This window comes from Halomonas sp. IOP_31, from assembly GCF_021151495.1.
Lineage (GTDB): Bacteria > Pseudomonadota > Gammaproteobacteria > Pseudomonadales > Halomonadaceae > Modicisalibacter > Modicisalibacter zincidurans.
Genome location: NZ_JAIRBP010000020.1, coordinates 1 through 12,869, shown reverse-complemented (window position 1 = coordinate 12,869; position 12,869 = coordinate 1). Strand labels below are relative to the sequence as shown.

The following is a 12,869-nucleotide window of genomic DNA, read 5'->3' as shown; positions in this document are numbered from 1 at the left end:
AAATAGTCACCGGCGCAACAACTCGTCCTGGCCGAAGATGACCGGGAACGTCTTTGAAATCTAATAGTTAACGACCTATATTGCCGTGACCAATGCGCCGGGGCGGAAGCCTCGAAAGCCATGCTCGGCAGACCGGCCATCGTCGGTCGGCCGCGTCCCCTAGCTGGCGGAGGCCTGACATGACATCGCTTGTGACTCCCCTGTGGCGGGGCTATCGCGACAGCTCGCTGATCATGCGGGTGACCATCGCCCTGGTGCTTGGCGTGGTGGTCGGCCTGGTCGGCGGGCCGGGCGTCGCCGAGGTGCTGTCACCGCTCGGCGATCTGCTGATGCGGTTGTTGAAGTTCATCATCCTGCCCATCGTGCTGTTCACCCTGATCGTGGGCGTCAACCAGGGCAAGGCCGGCAGCCTGGGGCGGCTCGGCCGCAAGGTCTTCCTTTTCTATCTGGCGACATCGGCGCTGGCCATCGGCGTGGGCCTGCTGGTCGCCACGCTGTTCTCGCCGGGAGAGGGCATGACGCTGGATAGCGAGGCCTCGATGTCGGTACCCGACAACCCCGGTATCCTGCAGGTGGTGCTGGGCATCGTGCCGGACAACATCGTTGCCGCCTTCGCCGGGCAGGACCTGCTGGGCATCCTCTTCACCGCTCTGGTGTTCGGCCTGGCCCTGGCGCGACTGCGCCGGTCCGAGTCGCAGGGCGCGCTGGGCGAGCGGCTCTATGGCATGTTCGAGGCGCTCAATGCAGTGACTCTGAAGGTGATGGGCGGCATCCTGCACTACGTGCCGGTCGGCGTGTTCGCGATCGTCGCCGGTACCGTGGCCAACCAGGGCGTCGACACCCTGCTGTCGCTCGGTGACATGGTGGCGGTGCTGTACGTGGCTCTGGGCGTGCACCTGCTGGTGTATATCGGCCTGATGCGGCTTTTCGGCGTGCCACTGCTGGCTTTCTTCCGCGAGGCGCGCACGCCCATGGCGACCGCCTTCGCCACCCAGAGCAGTTCTGGCACGCTGCCGCTGACCCTCGACGCCGCGCAGCGCCTGGGATTGCCGCGCAGCCTCTACGGTTTCAGCCTGCCACTGGGCGCGACGCTGAACATGGATGGCGCGGCGATCCGCATCGCCATCTCGGCAGTGTTCGCCGCCAACGTGGTGGGCGCGCCGCTGGACTGGACGAGCATGCTGCAAATCGTGGTGGTGGGAACACTGATCTCGGTGGGCACCGCCGGGGTGCCCGGCGCGGGCATCGTGATGATCGCCACGGTATTTACCCAGGTGGGGTTGCCGATCGAGGCGGTGGCGCTGCTCACCGCGATCGACGCGCTGGTCGGCATGGGCTGCACGGCGCTCAACGTCACCGGCGACCTGGTCGGCACGTCGATCATCGGCCGCAGCGAGGGCGAGCGCATCGATACGGCGGGCGCGGAAACATCGCCGTCGCATGCCGGTGACTGAAAGGACGCCAGACGGTGCAGTGCGCGGTTGACCCGGGTGTGCCAAATTGGTCTCAGGGCCTGGCGCGCATTGCCCGGGCGTGACCGGAGATGAGCCGATGAGCCGTCTTGCCGCGAAGGACTTCCCTCCCGAACTGCTCGAACTCTACGACTACTACGTCCACGGCCGGATTACCCGGCGCGACTTTCTCGACCGTGCCGGCCAGTTCGTGGGCAGCGTGGCCGCGGTGTCCATGCTGGCTTTCACAACGACTCGACGCCGCGCTACGACGAGCAGGCGGCCGAGCTGGCCTGGGCGCGGACGATCGACTGGTTTCGCCGCCATCTCGCCTGAGGGTTGCGGCGTTTTCCTGAACTAGGCCAGCAGGTCCGCCACCGAGTCGAGAATCTCCCGCGGGCGGAAGGGGTAGTTCTGGATGTCCGCCTGGGTGGAGATGCCGGTCAGCACCAGTACCGTGTGCAGGCCGGCCTCGATGCCGGCGATCACGTCGGTGTCCATGCGGTCGCCGATCATCCCGGTGTGTTCCGAGTGCGTGCCGAGCTTGTTCATCGCCGAGCGGAACATCATCGGATTGGGCTTGCCGACGTAGTAGGGCTCGCGCTTGGTGGCGGCGGTGATCAGCGCCGCCACCGAGCCGGTGGCGGGCAGCGGCCCTTCGGGGCTGGGTCCGGTGACGTCGGGGTTGGTGGCGATGAAGCGCGCGCCGTCATTGATCAGCCGGATCGCTCGGGTGATCGCCTCGAAGGAGTAGGTGCGGGTCTCGCCGAGCACCACGAAGTCCGGGGCGACGTCGGTCATCACGAAGCCGGCCTCGTGGATCGCCGTGGTCAGCCCGGCCTCGCCGATCACGAACGCCGAGCCGCCGGGGGCCTGGTCGCGCAGAAAGGCGGCGGTTGCCAGCGCCGAGGTCCACAGGCGATCTTGGGGCACGTCGAGGCCGACCCGCGCCAGCCGGGCGCTGAGATCGCGCGGCGTGTAGATGGAGTTGTTGGTGAGCACCAGAAACGGCGTGCCCGCCGCACGCCACTGCTCGATGAGTTCGGCCGCGCCGGGCAGAGCGTGGTCCTCGCGGATCAGTACGCCATCCATGTCGGTAAGCCAGCAATCGATCGTGCGTTCGGTCATCGCCTGTGTCCCTGTCATCGAATGATTAGGGGTTCAGAATACTGATATGCAGGCCGCTGTGCAGCCGCCGTCATGGCTCATTTATCGGAAAGGAAAGGAATCGCATGGCACACGACTGGATCGCCTTCGCCAAACAGCTGCGCTCGATCGCCCAGACGGGCCAGACCTACACCACCAACAAGTACGAGCTCGAGCGCTATCGACAGCTCGAGACGTTGACCAACCAGATGTTCGCGGTGCTCGCCGACGTTTCCATCGAGCGGGTCGAGAATTTCATCATTCCCGATGCCGGTTACGCCACGCCCAAGGTGGATGTGCGCGGCGCGATGTTCGAGAACGGCCGGGTACTGCTGGTGCGCGAGATCAAGGATGGCCGCTGGGCGCTACCGGGCGGCTGGGCGGATGTCAACGAGGGGCCATCATCCTGCGTGCTGCGCGAGATCGTCGAGGAATCAGGCCATCGCGCCGCCAACCCGCGCCTGGCGATGCTCAAGGATCGTAGCCTGCACTCCTACACGCCGGTGTCGCCGGATCACATCTACAAGCTGTTCTACCTGTGCGACCACCGGGGTGGCGAATTCGTCGCCAACAACGAGACCGACGCCGCCGAGTTCTTCGCTCTCGACGATCTGCCGCCGCTCTCCGAGGGGCGCACGCTGGCCGAGGATATCCATCAGTGCTGGGAATTCGCGCAGTCCGGCGCGGCGGGCGTGTATAGCGATTGAATTCGTCGGATTGTGGTCGAATGTTAATAATTACTAGGCTACCTTGGTGGTCATCAAGCCGGCCGTCGGCGTCGGGCAGTCGCCTGGGCCGGTCTGCCGAAATGCCATCAGCAAGGAGTTTCCATGAGTCAGGAAAACGCATATAACCCGCCGCAGGTCTGGACCTGGGAGAAGGAGAGCGGCGGCAAGTTCGCCAGCGTCAACCGGCCGGTCGCCGGGCCGACCCACGACAAGGCGTTGCCGGTCGGCAAACACCCGTTCCAGCTCTATTCGCTGGCCACGCCCAACGGCGTCAAGGCGGGGGTGATGTTCGAGGAGCTGTTGGCGCTCGGCCACGAAGGCGCCGAATACGATGCCTGGTTGATCGATATCGGCGAGGGCGATCAGTTCGGCAGCGGCTTCGTCGCGGTCAACCCGAACTCCAAGATCCCCGCCTTGATGGACTACAGCACGCCGGAGCCCACCCGGGTGTTCGAGTCAGGCTCGATCCTGCTGTATCTCGCCGAGACGTTCGATGCCTTGCTGCCCAAGGCGCATGCCGCGCGCACCGAAGCCCTCAACTGGCTGTTCTGGCAGATGGGCAGCGCGCCGTTCCTGGGCGGTGGCTTTGGCCATTTCTATGCCTATGCCCCGGAGAAGCTCGAGTACCCCATCGACCGCTACGCGATGGAGACCAAGCGTCAGCTCGACGTGCTCGACCGGCGCCTGGCCGAGACTCGCTATCTGGCCGGTGACGAGTACACCATCGCCGATATCGCCAACTGGGCGTGGTACGGCCAGCTGGTGCTGGGGCGGCTCTACGACGCGGCGGAGTTCCTGCAGGTGCAGGAATACGCGCACGTGATGCGGTGGGCGAAGGAGATCGACGCCCGCCCGGCGGTGCAGCGCGGGCGCATGGTCAACCGTACCTTCGGCGAGCTTGAGACCCAGCTCCACGAGCGCCACGATGCCAGCGACTTCGAGCTGAGAACGCAGGACAAGCGCGAGGCGCAAGGCTGAACCGACGCACGCTCGATACGATCACGACGCCCGGCATCATCTCTGGTGCCGGGCGCTGTGTTTCGTCGGTCACGAAAGCTTCGCTCGGCCACGAACACTGGAACGGCTGCAGGTTAAGGCCTGTAAGGTGCTGTGCTGGTCGCGGTAGGGCTGTTCGGCGTCAGTTGATCTGAGTGACCAGCACCGGCGCGGTGCCCCGCTTGAGCATGCCGAGCTTCTTGGCGGCGCGTTTGGAAAGATCGATGATCCGGCCCTTGACGAAGGGACCACGGTCGTTGATCAGCACTTCGACGCTCTGACCGGTATCGGCCCGCGACACCCGTACCCTGGTGCCGAAGGGCAGGTCGGGATGCGCCGCGGTCAGCGCCTGCTGGTCGAATGGTTCGCCGCTGGCGGTGCTGGCGCCCTGCAGGCTGTCGCTGTAGTAGGATGCGACGCCTCGTTGGGTCTTGCCGGCGGCGTCGCTGGCCTGGGTATTCCCGACCGAGCCGGCCAGGATCAGGGCTGCCAGGCAGCAGCGGAGAAACGGACGGGATTGACTTCCCATGGTCTTGCCTCATTGTGCTCGGCTAGCGAGTCTTGCGTCCATCGATGCGATGAGGGGCCGGTTGGCGTTGGGATAGTAACCAGCTTTGCCGGCGCCGGCAATCGCTTCAGGCGCCGTGGAGAGAGGCGTGCAGCCCTCGTGAGATGAGTTCATCGGCCAGCGCTCGTGAAGCCAGGGTAAATTCGACCCGCGCCGCCGCCAGCGCGCTGTGATCCTTCGAGGCGACGTCACGCTCCAGGCGGTCGAGGTTGGCCTTGGCGCGCGCCAGTCGGCCGGCCAGGGCCGTTTCGGAGGCGCAAGCGCCGTTCGCGGCGTCGCCGAGCGGAGGGGGCGACATGGCGGCGTCGTTGGGCAGTTCGATCGACATATGAACTCTATCCAGAGTGGCTCTATCCATCTCTTGTTCTCCTCCGCCTTCGCGGCGACGTTGCGCAAGCCGGGCTGGGCTCTCTAGCATCCAACTGGGCCGAGGTGCTACCGAGCAACGTCACGCATGACACTTGCTCAGTCAATGGTATTAACGACTCCATGAGCAGGATCTTGAATTCGCACCGCCATTGCAAAGACCGATGCGATCCTAAACGATGGTTCGGCTATTCGCGGCGCTGGTAACGCGTCGCGGGTGCGATCAGTAGTCACTCGCGGGTGTCTCGAGTCCGGCCCAAACGAAACACCCCAGCCGGCCAAGCCGGGTGGGGTGCACTTGCTACGCTATGCTTAGGATTACCGTTGGCGCTGATAGTCTTCCTTGAACAGGTCCGCCTTGGCGTGACGCATGACGTCTTCGCAGGCGGCCTGATGGGCGAGCTGGGTGAGCAACCCTTGGGCGACTTCGAAGCCCTTGCCCAGGCAGGTGTCGATATCCTGGCGGCTCACCTGCGGAGAGATGCTGCAGTCGATCTTGAGCGTTCTACCGCCACCGTCCAGCTTGTCGGCAAGCGCTCGAATGAACCAGGCGAGGCGCTCTTTTAAGTTGGCCGATTCTTCCGCGCCGTCGTTTACGTTAAACGTGCACTGCCATTCAGGTCTGTATACCTTCATGAGAACCTCCGGTGCTGGCTTGGTAAGAATGATTGCTCGTGGTGTCCGCTCCGCATGAAAAAATGATGCACCCTGATCATACCGAGTTTCAGCGCAGTAGCCAGGGCTCACGTCGGTTCGCCATGTTGCTGATATGAGCTTGCCAGGTAGTTTGCCGCATGGTCGAGGTTTCGGTCCGATGAATAGCACACGAGGATGCCGCCATGGCCTGGTTTAGCGCGCTTGTTGGTGGATGCCAGGGATTGCGGCCATCGACGGCCGGGCGGACGTTGGTTGCCGACGCCATGGGTAACACGCTGTGGCGGGTCAGTTCAGCTCCGTCCGCTGACCAACGGCCCTGCACGCTACGGGCTGCAGCGATAGAAATGCGCGGGCAGGAAGTTCATCGGTTCGAACTCTCGCGTCACCTTGGAGAAGGTCTTGCGTAGCGCGGGCAGGATATTGGGCGAGAACTGGTAGAGCAGGAAGGTGCCATCCGGCGAGATCACCTGGCGCGTCGCATCGAGGATGCTTTCCCGCATGGCGGCGGGCAGCGTACTGAAAGGGATGCCGGCGATCACGTAGTCGACCGCACCGAGACCGCGTTCACCCAGCACCCGCTGAATATCGGCTGCCGAACCGTGCACGACCTGCATCCGCGGGTCCGCGTAGGCGCTGTTGATGTACTCGACAAAATCCTTGTTGGTTTCGATCACCAGCAGCACTGCATCAGGGTGCATCTGGCGCAGGATTTCCCTCGTGAAGGTGCCGATGCCAGGGCCGTATTCGACCAGCACTCGAGTGCGTTCCCAGTCGACGTGACCCAGCATGCGTCTCACCAGAAAGGGTGAGCTGGGGATGATCGAGCCCAGCATCTTCGGGTGTTTGAAGAAGTTGCTGGCGAACAGGACGAACTGGCGGCGCAAGGATTGTTGGGAATTGCTCGCTGGCTGCTGATGCTCGTCCATGGCTTGTTTTTCTCATTCAGTGGGAACGGGACTCTCATTTTACCTCACGGTACAGCACCGCTTCGGTGAGTAAAAGAATAGCAAGACTCCGGCGTGCCAGCGCCCGGACGAGAAGCGTACGAGCCCGGACCATCAGGACGCGCGTAAAACGCAGGCACAAAAAAATGGGCCGCAGGGCGGCCCAAGGTACGCAGGGAACTGAAGGGTCTTGCTGGCTGGTCGCCATGATGCTCGGCGTCCAGCGGTAAAAAGGAGGCGTCCTTGCCGGGTTCCTTCCCTGGCCCGCCAATCCTTAGCGAGATCAAGGACCTCCTGTTACTGAAAAGGCGCTTTGCAAGCTGCCTCTTCAGCCATGTCCTTGCAATGCGAGATTGATGCCAACTTGCATAATTTTATATCAAATACAGCAAGATAAATATTTATTGGCGAGGCCGTTAGACAAAGTGAAGGGAGTTGTTGCACAAAGCATCGGATAAGCGTCTCCAAAAAGAGACATAAATAAGCGTAAATTATATGAAATTATAGATTTCAACGAGTTGTAGTGTTGCATTTTGGATACAGGGGTAAGTTGGGTCTTTCACCCAGCCACCGTCAATTGCGCTAAAGTGCCTTTCCAGACCAGGGCCAACGGAGCGGGGCAATGACGATGCGGAATGACCAGCGGGCGAGGATGCTGGCGGGTGAGCTCTACAATGCCGAGGATCCGCACTTGCAGGCGGCGCATCTGGACGCCCAGGCGCTATTGGCCACGTTCAATGCCACGCCCGCCGATGCGGCTGGAAAGCGTCAGGCGCTGCTCTCGGCCTTGTTCGGCGGGTTCGGCGTGGGTTCGGTGGTACGGCCCGCCCTGCGCTGCGACTATGGCTTCAATATTATCCTCGGCAAACGCTGCTTCGTGAACTACGACTGCGTGCTGCTCGACTGCAATCGGATCACCCTCGGCGATGAGGTTCAACTCGCACCGGGTGTACATATCTATACCGCGACGCACCCGCTGGAGCCGATACAGCGGCGCGCCGGCCTGGAATATGCCTTGCCGGTGGCCATCGCCGACGGCGTCTGGCTGGGCGGCGGGGCCATCGTATGCCCGGGCGTGAGCATCGGCGAAAACACCGTCGTGGGCGCGGGCAGCGTGGTCACGCGCGACCTGCCGGCCAATGTCGTGGCCGCGGGCAATCCATGCCGTGTCATCCGGCCGTTGCCGCACGCGTGAAGTCAATCCGCCCGGCGGCTGGCCCGGCCCGAGCGGACGCTTGGCGCCGCGTCAAGACCCGCGTCCGGCGCATGGCCAAGCCGGGCGTCGGTGGTGTGCCTCGTTCAGCGCTGGTGCGACTGAGCGATCTGCTGGCGCCGGTATTCGCCCTGGCGTTCGAACATCCAGCCGGGGTACTCGGGGGGCAATGCGCTGACGCCGTGCAGTTCGGCGAGTTCCTCATCGCTCAGCCCAACCTCGGCGGCGGCGATGTTGTCGTCGAGCTGGTCGATGCGCTTGGCGCCGACGATCACGCTGGTCACCGCGCGTTGATGAAGCAGCCAGGCGAGCGCGATCTGGGCGACGGAGACGCCCTTCGCTCCGGCGATGCGTTGCATCACCTCGATACAGTCGTAGGCGCGCTCGACAGCGACCGGCGGGAAGTCGAAGGTGGTCCGGCGGCTGCCGGCTTCGGCCTGCTTGTCGCGACCGTACTTGCCGCTCAGCAAGCCGCCGGCGAGCGGGCTCCAGACCATCAGGCCGAGATTCTCGCTCTGCAGCAGCGGCACGATTTCGCGCTCCAGGTCGCGTCCGGCCAGCGTGTAGTACGCCTGCAGCGATTCGAAGCGCGCCAGACCATGGCGCTCGGCGATGCCCAACGCCTTCATGATCTGCCAGGCTGCCCAGTTGGAGACGCCGATGTAGCGCACATGACCATGCTCGACCAGCGTGTTGAGCGCCCGAACGGTCTCCTCGATCGGCGTGGCCGGGTCGAAGCCGTGGACCTGATAAAGGTCGATGTGGTCGAGCTGCAGCCGTTTCAGGCTGGCTTTCACGCCCTCCATGATGTGATAGCGCGTCAGGCCGCGGGCATTCACGCCAGGCCCGGTCTCGCCGAACACCTTGGTGGCCACGACCACCTCGTCGCGAGCGATGTTGAGATTCTTCAAGGCCTGGCCGGTGATCACCTCCGATTGGCCCTGCGAATAGACGTCGGCGGTGTCGATGAAGTTGATGCCGGCGTCGAAGGCGCGGCCGATCAGCTTGTCGGCATCAGCCTGTTGCAGGTCGCCGATCTGGCTCCACAGTTCGCCTTCGCCGCCGAAGGTCATGGTGCCGAGGCAGAGCTCGGAGACGAACAAACCGGTATTGCCGAATTGTCTGTAACGCATGCAGTGGCTCCTGTGCGGGAGGGCTGAAATATCCGTCTGAGACCAGACGGGGACAACGCCTCTGAGTATGGTTCGCTGGGCGGCTGGCGGTTGGCTCGATTCTGTCGGGTTCATGCCCGATCCTGCGAAAACCGCTCGTCCAGTGACAAACGCCACCAGGGTCGCCCGGCGGCGTCGCTGGCTTTGCGCGATCAGGACTTCGAATTGTGTTTCGGCTTGTCCTTCTGCTTGGCCGAAGCCATCTTCTCCAACTCGTCTTCATCCATGGAGTCGTACATCGACTTCGCGGCACCTTCCAGTTCACTGGCTTTCTTCTTGCCACGCTTGGCGGCCAGTGCGGCTCCGGCGGCCATTTGCTGGGCTTCGGATTTGGCGGGCATCGTTCAACCTCCTGTCATGACATAGGGGCCGTTCCGGCGACGCCACCTCTTGCTCGGCGAAATCCGTTAGGCGGACTTCATGCTCAGGTTAGTCAGCGCGCATGGAGTTGGCCAAGAGAGCCGGCACGAGCGATGGCCAGGCGGTGGTAAGCAAAGAGCCCGGCTCGCATGAGCCGGGCTCTTTCAGCACTGAAAGGAGCGGGTTGCCGGGAGAGAATGGACCCGGCCGAGAGAGCTTACGCCGGCTCGGTCACTTCGGCGTTGTGGTAGACGTTCTGCACGTCGTCCAGATCGTTGAGCATGTCGAGCATCTTCTCGAACAGCGCGACGTCCTCGCCCTCGACCGGGGTGGTGGTCTGCGGCAGGAACTGGATCTCGTCGATCTCGAAGTCGAGTTCGCCGAAGGCGTCGGTCAGCGCCTGCTTGGCCTTGGCGTAGTCGGTGTGCGGGGCGAACACGGTGATCCGGCCGTTTTCGTTCTCGATGTCGGTGACCTCGACATCGGCTTCCATCAGCGCCTCGAGCGCCGCCTCCTCGTCCTCGCCGGGGTAAGCGAGGATCGCGCTGTGATCGAACATGTGGCTGACGCTGCCGGGGGTGCCGATCTTGCCCCTGGTCTTGTTGAAGCACACGCGCACGTCGCCGAAGGTGCGGTTGGGGTTATCGGTGAGGCACTCGACGATCACCATGCAGTTGCCGGGCCCGAAGCCTTCGTAGCGCGCCGGCGAGAAATCCTCGCCGCCGCTGCCCTTGGCCTTGTCGAGCGCCTTGTCGATCACGTGCGAGGGGACCTGGTCCTTCTTGGCGCGATCGATCAGCCCGCGCAACGCCAGGTTGCCGGACGGGTCGGTGCCGCCGGACTTGGCGCAGACGTAAATTTCGCGGCCGTACTTGCTGTACACCTTGGTCTTGGCGTCGGCCGTCTTGGCCATGGATTCCTTGCGGTTCTGGAAGGCCCTACCCATGTCTGTGTCCTGTCAGGTTGTCATCGACGCCTGGATTTTACGCAACATCGCCGCACTGTGGCAGGCTTTCTTTCGTGGTAGAGCGGCGTCCTCGTTCACCCCGGCCGATAACCGGACAGCCGCGCGGCGATTCTGCTATTCTCGCGCCGGTCGCCATTGCAAAGCCTCCATCCGTCGACGCCTCGCGCACCCGCCGCCCGTTCTGCCGCCACGTTACAGGATTTGCCCGTGTCCGATCTGCCCCCTCAATCCGCTTTCGCCACCCTGCCGCTGGCGCCCGAACTGCTCGCCACCCTGGAGTCGCTGGGCTATCACGCCATGACGCCGATCCAGGCCGAGAGCCTGCCGGCGATTCTCGCCGGGCGCGACGTGATCGGTCAGGGCCAGACCGGCTCGGGCAAGACCGCGGCGTTCGGTCTGGGGCTGCTGTCAAGGCTCGAGATCAAGGCATTCCACGTGCAGGGCCTGGTCTTGTGCCCGACTCGCGAGCTGGCCGACCAGGTCGCCGGCGAGCTGCGCCGGTTGGCGCGCGGGCTCAGCAACGTCAAGGTGCTGACGCTGTGCGGCGGGGCGCCGTTCAAGCCGCAGCGCGATTCGCTGGAGCACGGCGCGCATGTGGTGGTGGGCACGCCGGGGCGGATCGAGGAGCACCTGCGCAAGGGCTCGCTGACGCTCGACGCGCTGACCACACTGGTGCTGGACGAAGCCGACCGCATGCTCGACATGGGCTTTCAGGCGGCGATCGAGGCGATCGTCGGCCAGGCGCCGGCCTCGCGCCAGACGCTGCTGTTCAGCGCCACCTATGGCGAGGGCATCCGGCCGATCGCCGCGCGCCTGATGAGCGAGCCGCTGAATGTCAAGGTCGCCTCGACCCACGACGATACCACTATCCGCCAGCACTTCTACCGGATCGCCGACGAGGAAGCGCGCGTGCCGGCGCTGCAGCGGCTGTTGCTCAGCCATCGTCCGGAATCCAGCGTGGTGTTCTGCAACACCAAGCGCGAGACCCAGCAGGTCGCCGATGCCCTGAACGCGACGGGCTTTTCCGCGCTGGCGCTCAACGGCGACCTGGAGCAGCCCGACCGCGATCGCATCCTGGTGATGTTCGCCAACAAGAGCGTGTCGATCCTGGTCGCCACCGACGTGGCGGCACGCGGGCTGGACATCGACGCGCTGGATGCGGTGTTCAATCATCAGATCGCCCGCGAGCTCGAGGTCCACATCCACCGCATCGGCCGCACCGGCCGGGCCGGCGGACGCGGCGTGGCCTGCACCCTGGTCGCCGACAATGAACTCTACCGGCTCGACAAGCTCGGCGAGTTTCTCGGCGAGGCGCTGACCTGCGAGCCGCTGCCGGCATTGCGCGGCAATCCGCAGCCGTTCACGCCGGGCATGGCGACGCTGCAGCTCGGCGCCGGCAAGAAGGACAAGGTGCGCCCGGGGGATATCCTTGGCGCATTGACCGGCGAGGGCGGTATCGCCGGTGACCAGGTCGGCAAGATCCAGGTCACCGAGCGCAGCGCCTTCGTCGCCGTCGAGCGCGATATCGCCCGGGCCGCGCTCGATCAGCTCGCCAACGGGCGGATCAAGGGGCGGTCGTTTCGGGCGCGCCGGATCACCCGCTAGACTGCCGGAGCCATGCTGGGCGCCTGGCGGCGCCAATCGGGAACAAGTTCCCTCCCACGATAGCCATCAGCCAGGCTCCCTTGGCCATCCGAGCCGGGTTTCGTGGGAGCCATGCCGGGCGCCTGGCGGCGCCAATCGGGAACAAGTTCCCTCCCAGTGCGCCCGTGAAGGCGTGCACACAACTCGGTGGAAGTCCGAGTCGGGGTAAGCCATGGCCCCGTAGTCGAAGGTAACTGCGTCGCCGCGAGGCGGGGTGGAGAGCAACCGGAGGCGAACTGGCGGTCCGTAGGATGACGAACTCGATTCGGCCGGGTCAGGTGGCGAGCTTGCTGGGAGACAGCGAAGCCTGAAACGCACCCGTCGCGCTGGGGTGGCGGCTAAAGCGACGGCAAGACACGCCCGTTGGGTATCCCTACCGTCAAGGACCGCATCGTTCAGGCGGCGCTCAAGCGTGTCATCGAACCGATTCTCGAGCACGAGTTCCTGCCGATGAGCTATGGCTTCCGACCAGGAAGAGGCTGCAAGGACGCCTTGCGGGCCGTCGATGATGGCCTCAAGGCCGGCATGACCTGGGTGGTCGACGCCGACCTGCAGGGTTACTTCGACAGCATCCCGCATGACCGCCTCATGAGCCGTGTTGAGGAACGGCTCAGCGATGGTCGGTTGTTGTCACTGCTGCGTGCCTGGCTGACGCAG

The 12,869-nt window shown here is 64.2% G+C and carries 13 protein-coding genes and 3 pseudogenes; 8 read left to right on the top strand and 8 right to left on the bottom strand.

The features are described 5' to 3' along the window. Positions 1–179: 179 nt before the first annotated feature. From K7I12_RS11250 to K7I12_RS11245, 3 genes and pseudogenes are all read left to right on the top strand, one after another. Positions 180–1,454, top strand: a complete 1,275-nt coding sequence (locus K7I12_RS11250; RefSeq protein WP_231664155.1) for a dicarboxylate/amino acid:cation symporter — start codon at positions 180–182, stop codon at positions 1,452–1,454. 97 nt (positions 1,455–1,551) lie between these two features. Beyond that, positions 1,552–1,644: pseudogene (locus K7I12_RS17695) on the top strand (YghX family hydrolase); the annotation flags it as partial. 83 nt (positions 1,645–1,727) lie between these two features. Further along, positions 1,728–1,787 (top strand): annotated as a pseudogene (locus K7I12_RS11245) (hypothetical protein); the annotation flags it as partial. Positions 1,788–1,808: 21 nt separating this feature from the next. Here K7I12_RS11245 and K7I12_RS11240 read toward each other — a convergent pair. After that, positions 1,809–2,579, bottom strand: coding sequence for an HAD-IIA family hydrolase (locus K7I12_RS11240; protein WP_231664154.1), 771 nt, complete (start codon positions 2,577–2,579; stop codon positions 1,809–1,811). Between the two features lie 104 nt (positions 2,580–2,683). On the opposite strand from K7I12_RS11240, the gene K7I12_RS11235 reads away from it, so the two are divergent. Both K7I12_RS11235 and yghU read left to right on the top strand, forming a co-directional pair. Beyond that, positions 2,684–3,304: an NUDIX hydrolase gene (locus K7I12_RS11235; RefSeq protein ID WP_231664153.1), complete on the top strand. Its 621-nt coding sequence runs from the start codon at positions 2,684–2,686 to the stop codon at positions 3,302–3,304. Positions 3,305–3,427: 123 nt separating this feature from the next. Further along, positions 3,428–4,303, top strand: a complete 876-nt coding sequence (yghU, locus tag K7I12_RS11230) for a glutathione-dependent disulfide-bond oxidoreductase (RefSeq protein WP_031384058.1) — start codon at positions 3,428–3,430, stop codon at positions 4,301–4,303. Between the two features lie 160 nt (positions 4,304–4,463). Here the strand turns inward: yghU and K7I12_RS11225 are convergent, their stop codons facing one another. The 4 genes from K7I12_RS11225 to K7I12_RS11210 all read right to left on the bottom strand — a co-directional run bounded on the left by K7I12_RS11225 (position 4,464) and on the right by K7I12_RS11210 (position 6,838). Then, complete coding sequence (locus K7I12_RS11225; RefSeq protein WP_031384057.1) at positions 4,464–4,850, bottom strand: septal ring lytic transglycosylase RlpA family protein; 387 nt, start codon at positions 4,848–4,850, stop codon at positions 4,464–4,466. Between the two features lie 106 nt (positions 4,851–4,956). Next, positions 4,957–5,247 carry a hypothetical protein gene (locus K7I12_RS11220; RefSeq protein WP_150113105.1) on the bottom strand — a complete coding sequence of 97 codons (291 nt, stop codon included), beginning with the start codon at positions 5,245–5,247 and terminating at the stop codon, positions 4,957–4,959. 326 nt (positions 5,248–5,573) lie between these two features. Then, positions 5,574–5,891 (bottom strand): hypothetical protein, encoded by a 318-nt coding sequence (locus tag K7I12_RS11215; RefSeq protein WP_031384055.1) that lies wholly within the window; start codon positions 5,889–5,891, stop codon positions 5,574–5,576. A 344-nt stretch (positions 5,892–6,235) separates the two neighbouring features. Continuing rightward, a complete protein-coding gene (locus K7I12_RS11210) occupies positions 6,236–6,838 on the bottom strand; it encodes a class I SAM-dependent methyltransferase (RefSeq protein ID WP_031384054.1) in 603 nt (200 codons plus the stop codon). 640 nt (positions 6,839–7,478) lie between these two features. On the opposite strand from K7I12_RS11210, the gene K7I12_RS11205 reads away from it, so the two are divergent. Further along, positions 7,479–8,051, top strand: coding sequence for a sugar O-acetyltransferase (locus K7I12_RS11205; RefSeq protein WP_231664152.1), 573 nt, complete (start codon positions 7,479–7,481; stop codon positions 8,049–8,051). Between the two features lie 104 nt (positions 8,052–8,155). On the opposite strand, the gene K7I12_RS11200 is transcribed toward K7I12_RS11205, so the two are convergent. The 3 genes from K7I12_RS11200 to K7I12_RS11190 all read right to left on the bottom strand — a co-directional run bounded on the left by K7I12_RS11200 (position 8,156) and on the right by K7I12_RS11190 (position 10,547). Then, complete coding sequence (locus K7I12_RS11200) at positions 8,156–9,202, bottom strand: aldo/keto reductase (protein ID WP_231664151.1); 1,047 nt, start codon at positions 9,200–9,202, stop codon at positions 8,156–8,158. A 191-nt stretch (positions 9,203–9,393) separates the two neighbouring features. Further along, a complete protein-coding gene (locus K7I12_RS11195) occupies positions 9,394–9,582 on the bottom strand; it encodes a DUF3008 family protein (protein ID WP_031384051.1) in 189 nt (62 codons plus the stop codon). Positions 9,583–9,818: 236 nt separating this feature from the next. Continuing rightward, positions 9,819–10,547 (bottom strand): YebC/PmpR family DNA-binding transcriptional regulator, encoded by a 729-nt coding sequence (locus K7I12_RS11190; RefSeq protein ID WP_031384050.1) that lies wholly within the window; start codon positions 10,545–10,547, stop codon positions 9,819–9,821. Positions 10,548–10,775: 228 nt separating this feature from the next. On the opposite strand from K7I12_RS11190, the gene dbpA reads away from it, so the two are divergent. Further along, positions 10,776–12,173 (top strand): ATP-dependent RNA helicase DbpA, encoded by a 1,398-nt coding sequence (gene dbpA / locus K7I12_RS11185; protein ID WP_031384049.1) that lies wholly within the window; start codon positions 10,776–10,778, stop codon positions 12,171–12,173. A 396-nt stretch (positions 12,174–12,569) separates the two neighbouring features. After that, positions 12,570–12,869 (top strand): annotated as a pseudogene (locus tag K7I12_RS11180) (reverse transcriptase domain-containing protein); the annotation flags it as partial.

What these genes read in the sequence shown, in the direction of transcription:
- K7I12_RS11250 (WP_231664155.1), top strand. Translation starts at nt 180, where the DNA reads ATGACATCGCTTGTGACTCCCCTGTGGCGGGGCTATCGCGACAGCTCG.
- K7I12_RS11240 (WP_231664154.1), bottom strand. Translation starts at nt 2,579, where the DNA reads ATGACCGAACGCACGATCGATTGCTGGCTTACCGACATGGATGGCGTA.
- K7I12_RS11235 (WP_231664153.1), top strand. Translation starts at nt 2,684, where the DNA reads ATGGCACACGACTGGATCGCCTTCGCCAAACAGCTGCGCTCGATCGCC.
- yghU (WP_031384058.1), top strand. Translation starts at nt 3,428, where the DNA reads ATGAGTCAGGAAAACGCATATAACCCGCCGCAGGTCTGGACCTGGGAG.
- K7I12_RS11225 (WP_031384057.1), bottom strand. Translation starts at nt 4,850, where the DNA reads ATGGGAAGTCAATCCCGTCCGTTTCTCCGCTGCTGCCTGGCAGCCCTG.
- K7I12_RS11220 (WP_150113105.1), bottom strand. Translation starts at nt 5,247, where the DNA reads ATGGATAGAGCCACTCTGGATAGAGTTCATATGTCGATCGAACTGCCC.
- K7I12_RS11215 (WP_031384055.1), bottom strand. Translation starts at nt 5,891, where the DNA reads ATGAAGGTATACAGACCTGAATGGCAGTGCACGTTTAACGTAAACGAC.
- K7I12_RS11210 (WP_031384054.1), bottom strand. Translation starts at nt 6,838, where the DNA reads ATGGACGAGCATCAGCAGCCAGCGAGCAATTCCCAACAATCCTTGCGC.
- K7I12_RS11205 (WP_231664152.1), top strand. Translation starts at nt 7,479, where the DNA reads ATGACGATGCGGAATGACCAGCGGGCGAGGATGCTGGCGGGTGAGCTC.
- K7I12_RS11200 (WP_231664151.1), bottom strand. Translation starts at nt 9,202, where the DNA reads ATGCGTTACAGACAATTCGGCAATACCGGTTTGTTCGTCTCCGAGCTC.
- K7I12_RS11195 (WP_031384051.1), bottom strand. Translation starts at nt 9,582, where the DNA reads ATGCCCGCCAAATCCGAAGCCCAGCAAATGGCCGCCGGAGCCGCACTG.
- K7I12_RS11190 (WP_031384050.1), bottom strand. Translation starts at nt 10,547, where the DNA reads ATGGGTAGGGCCTTCCAGAACCGCAAGGAATCCATGGCCAAGACGGCC.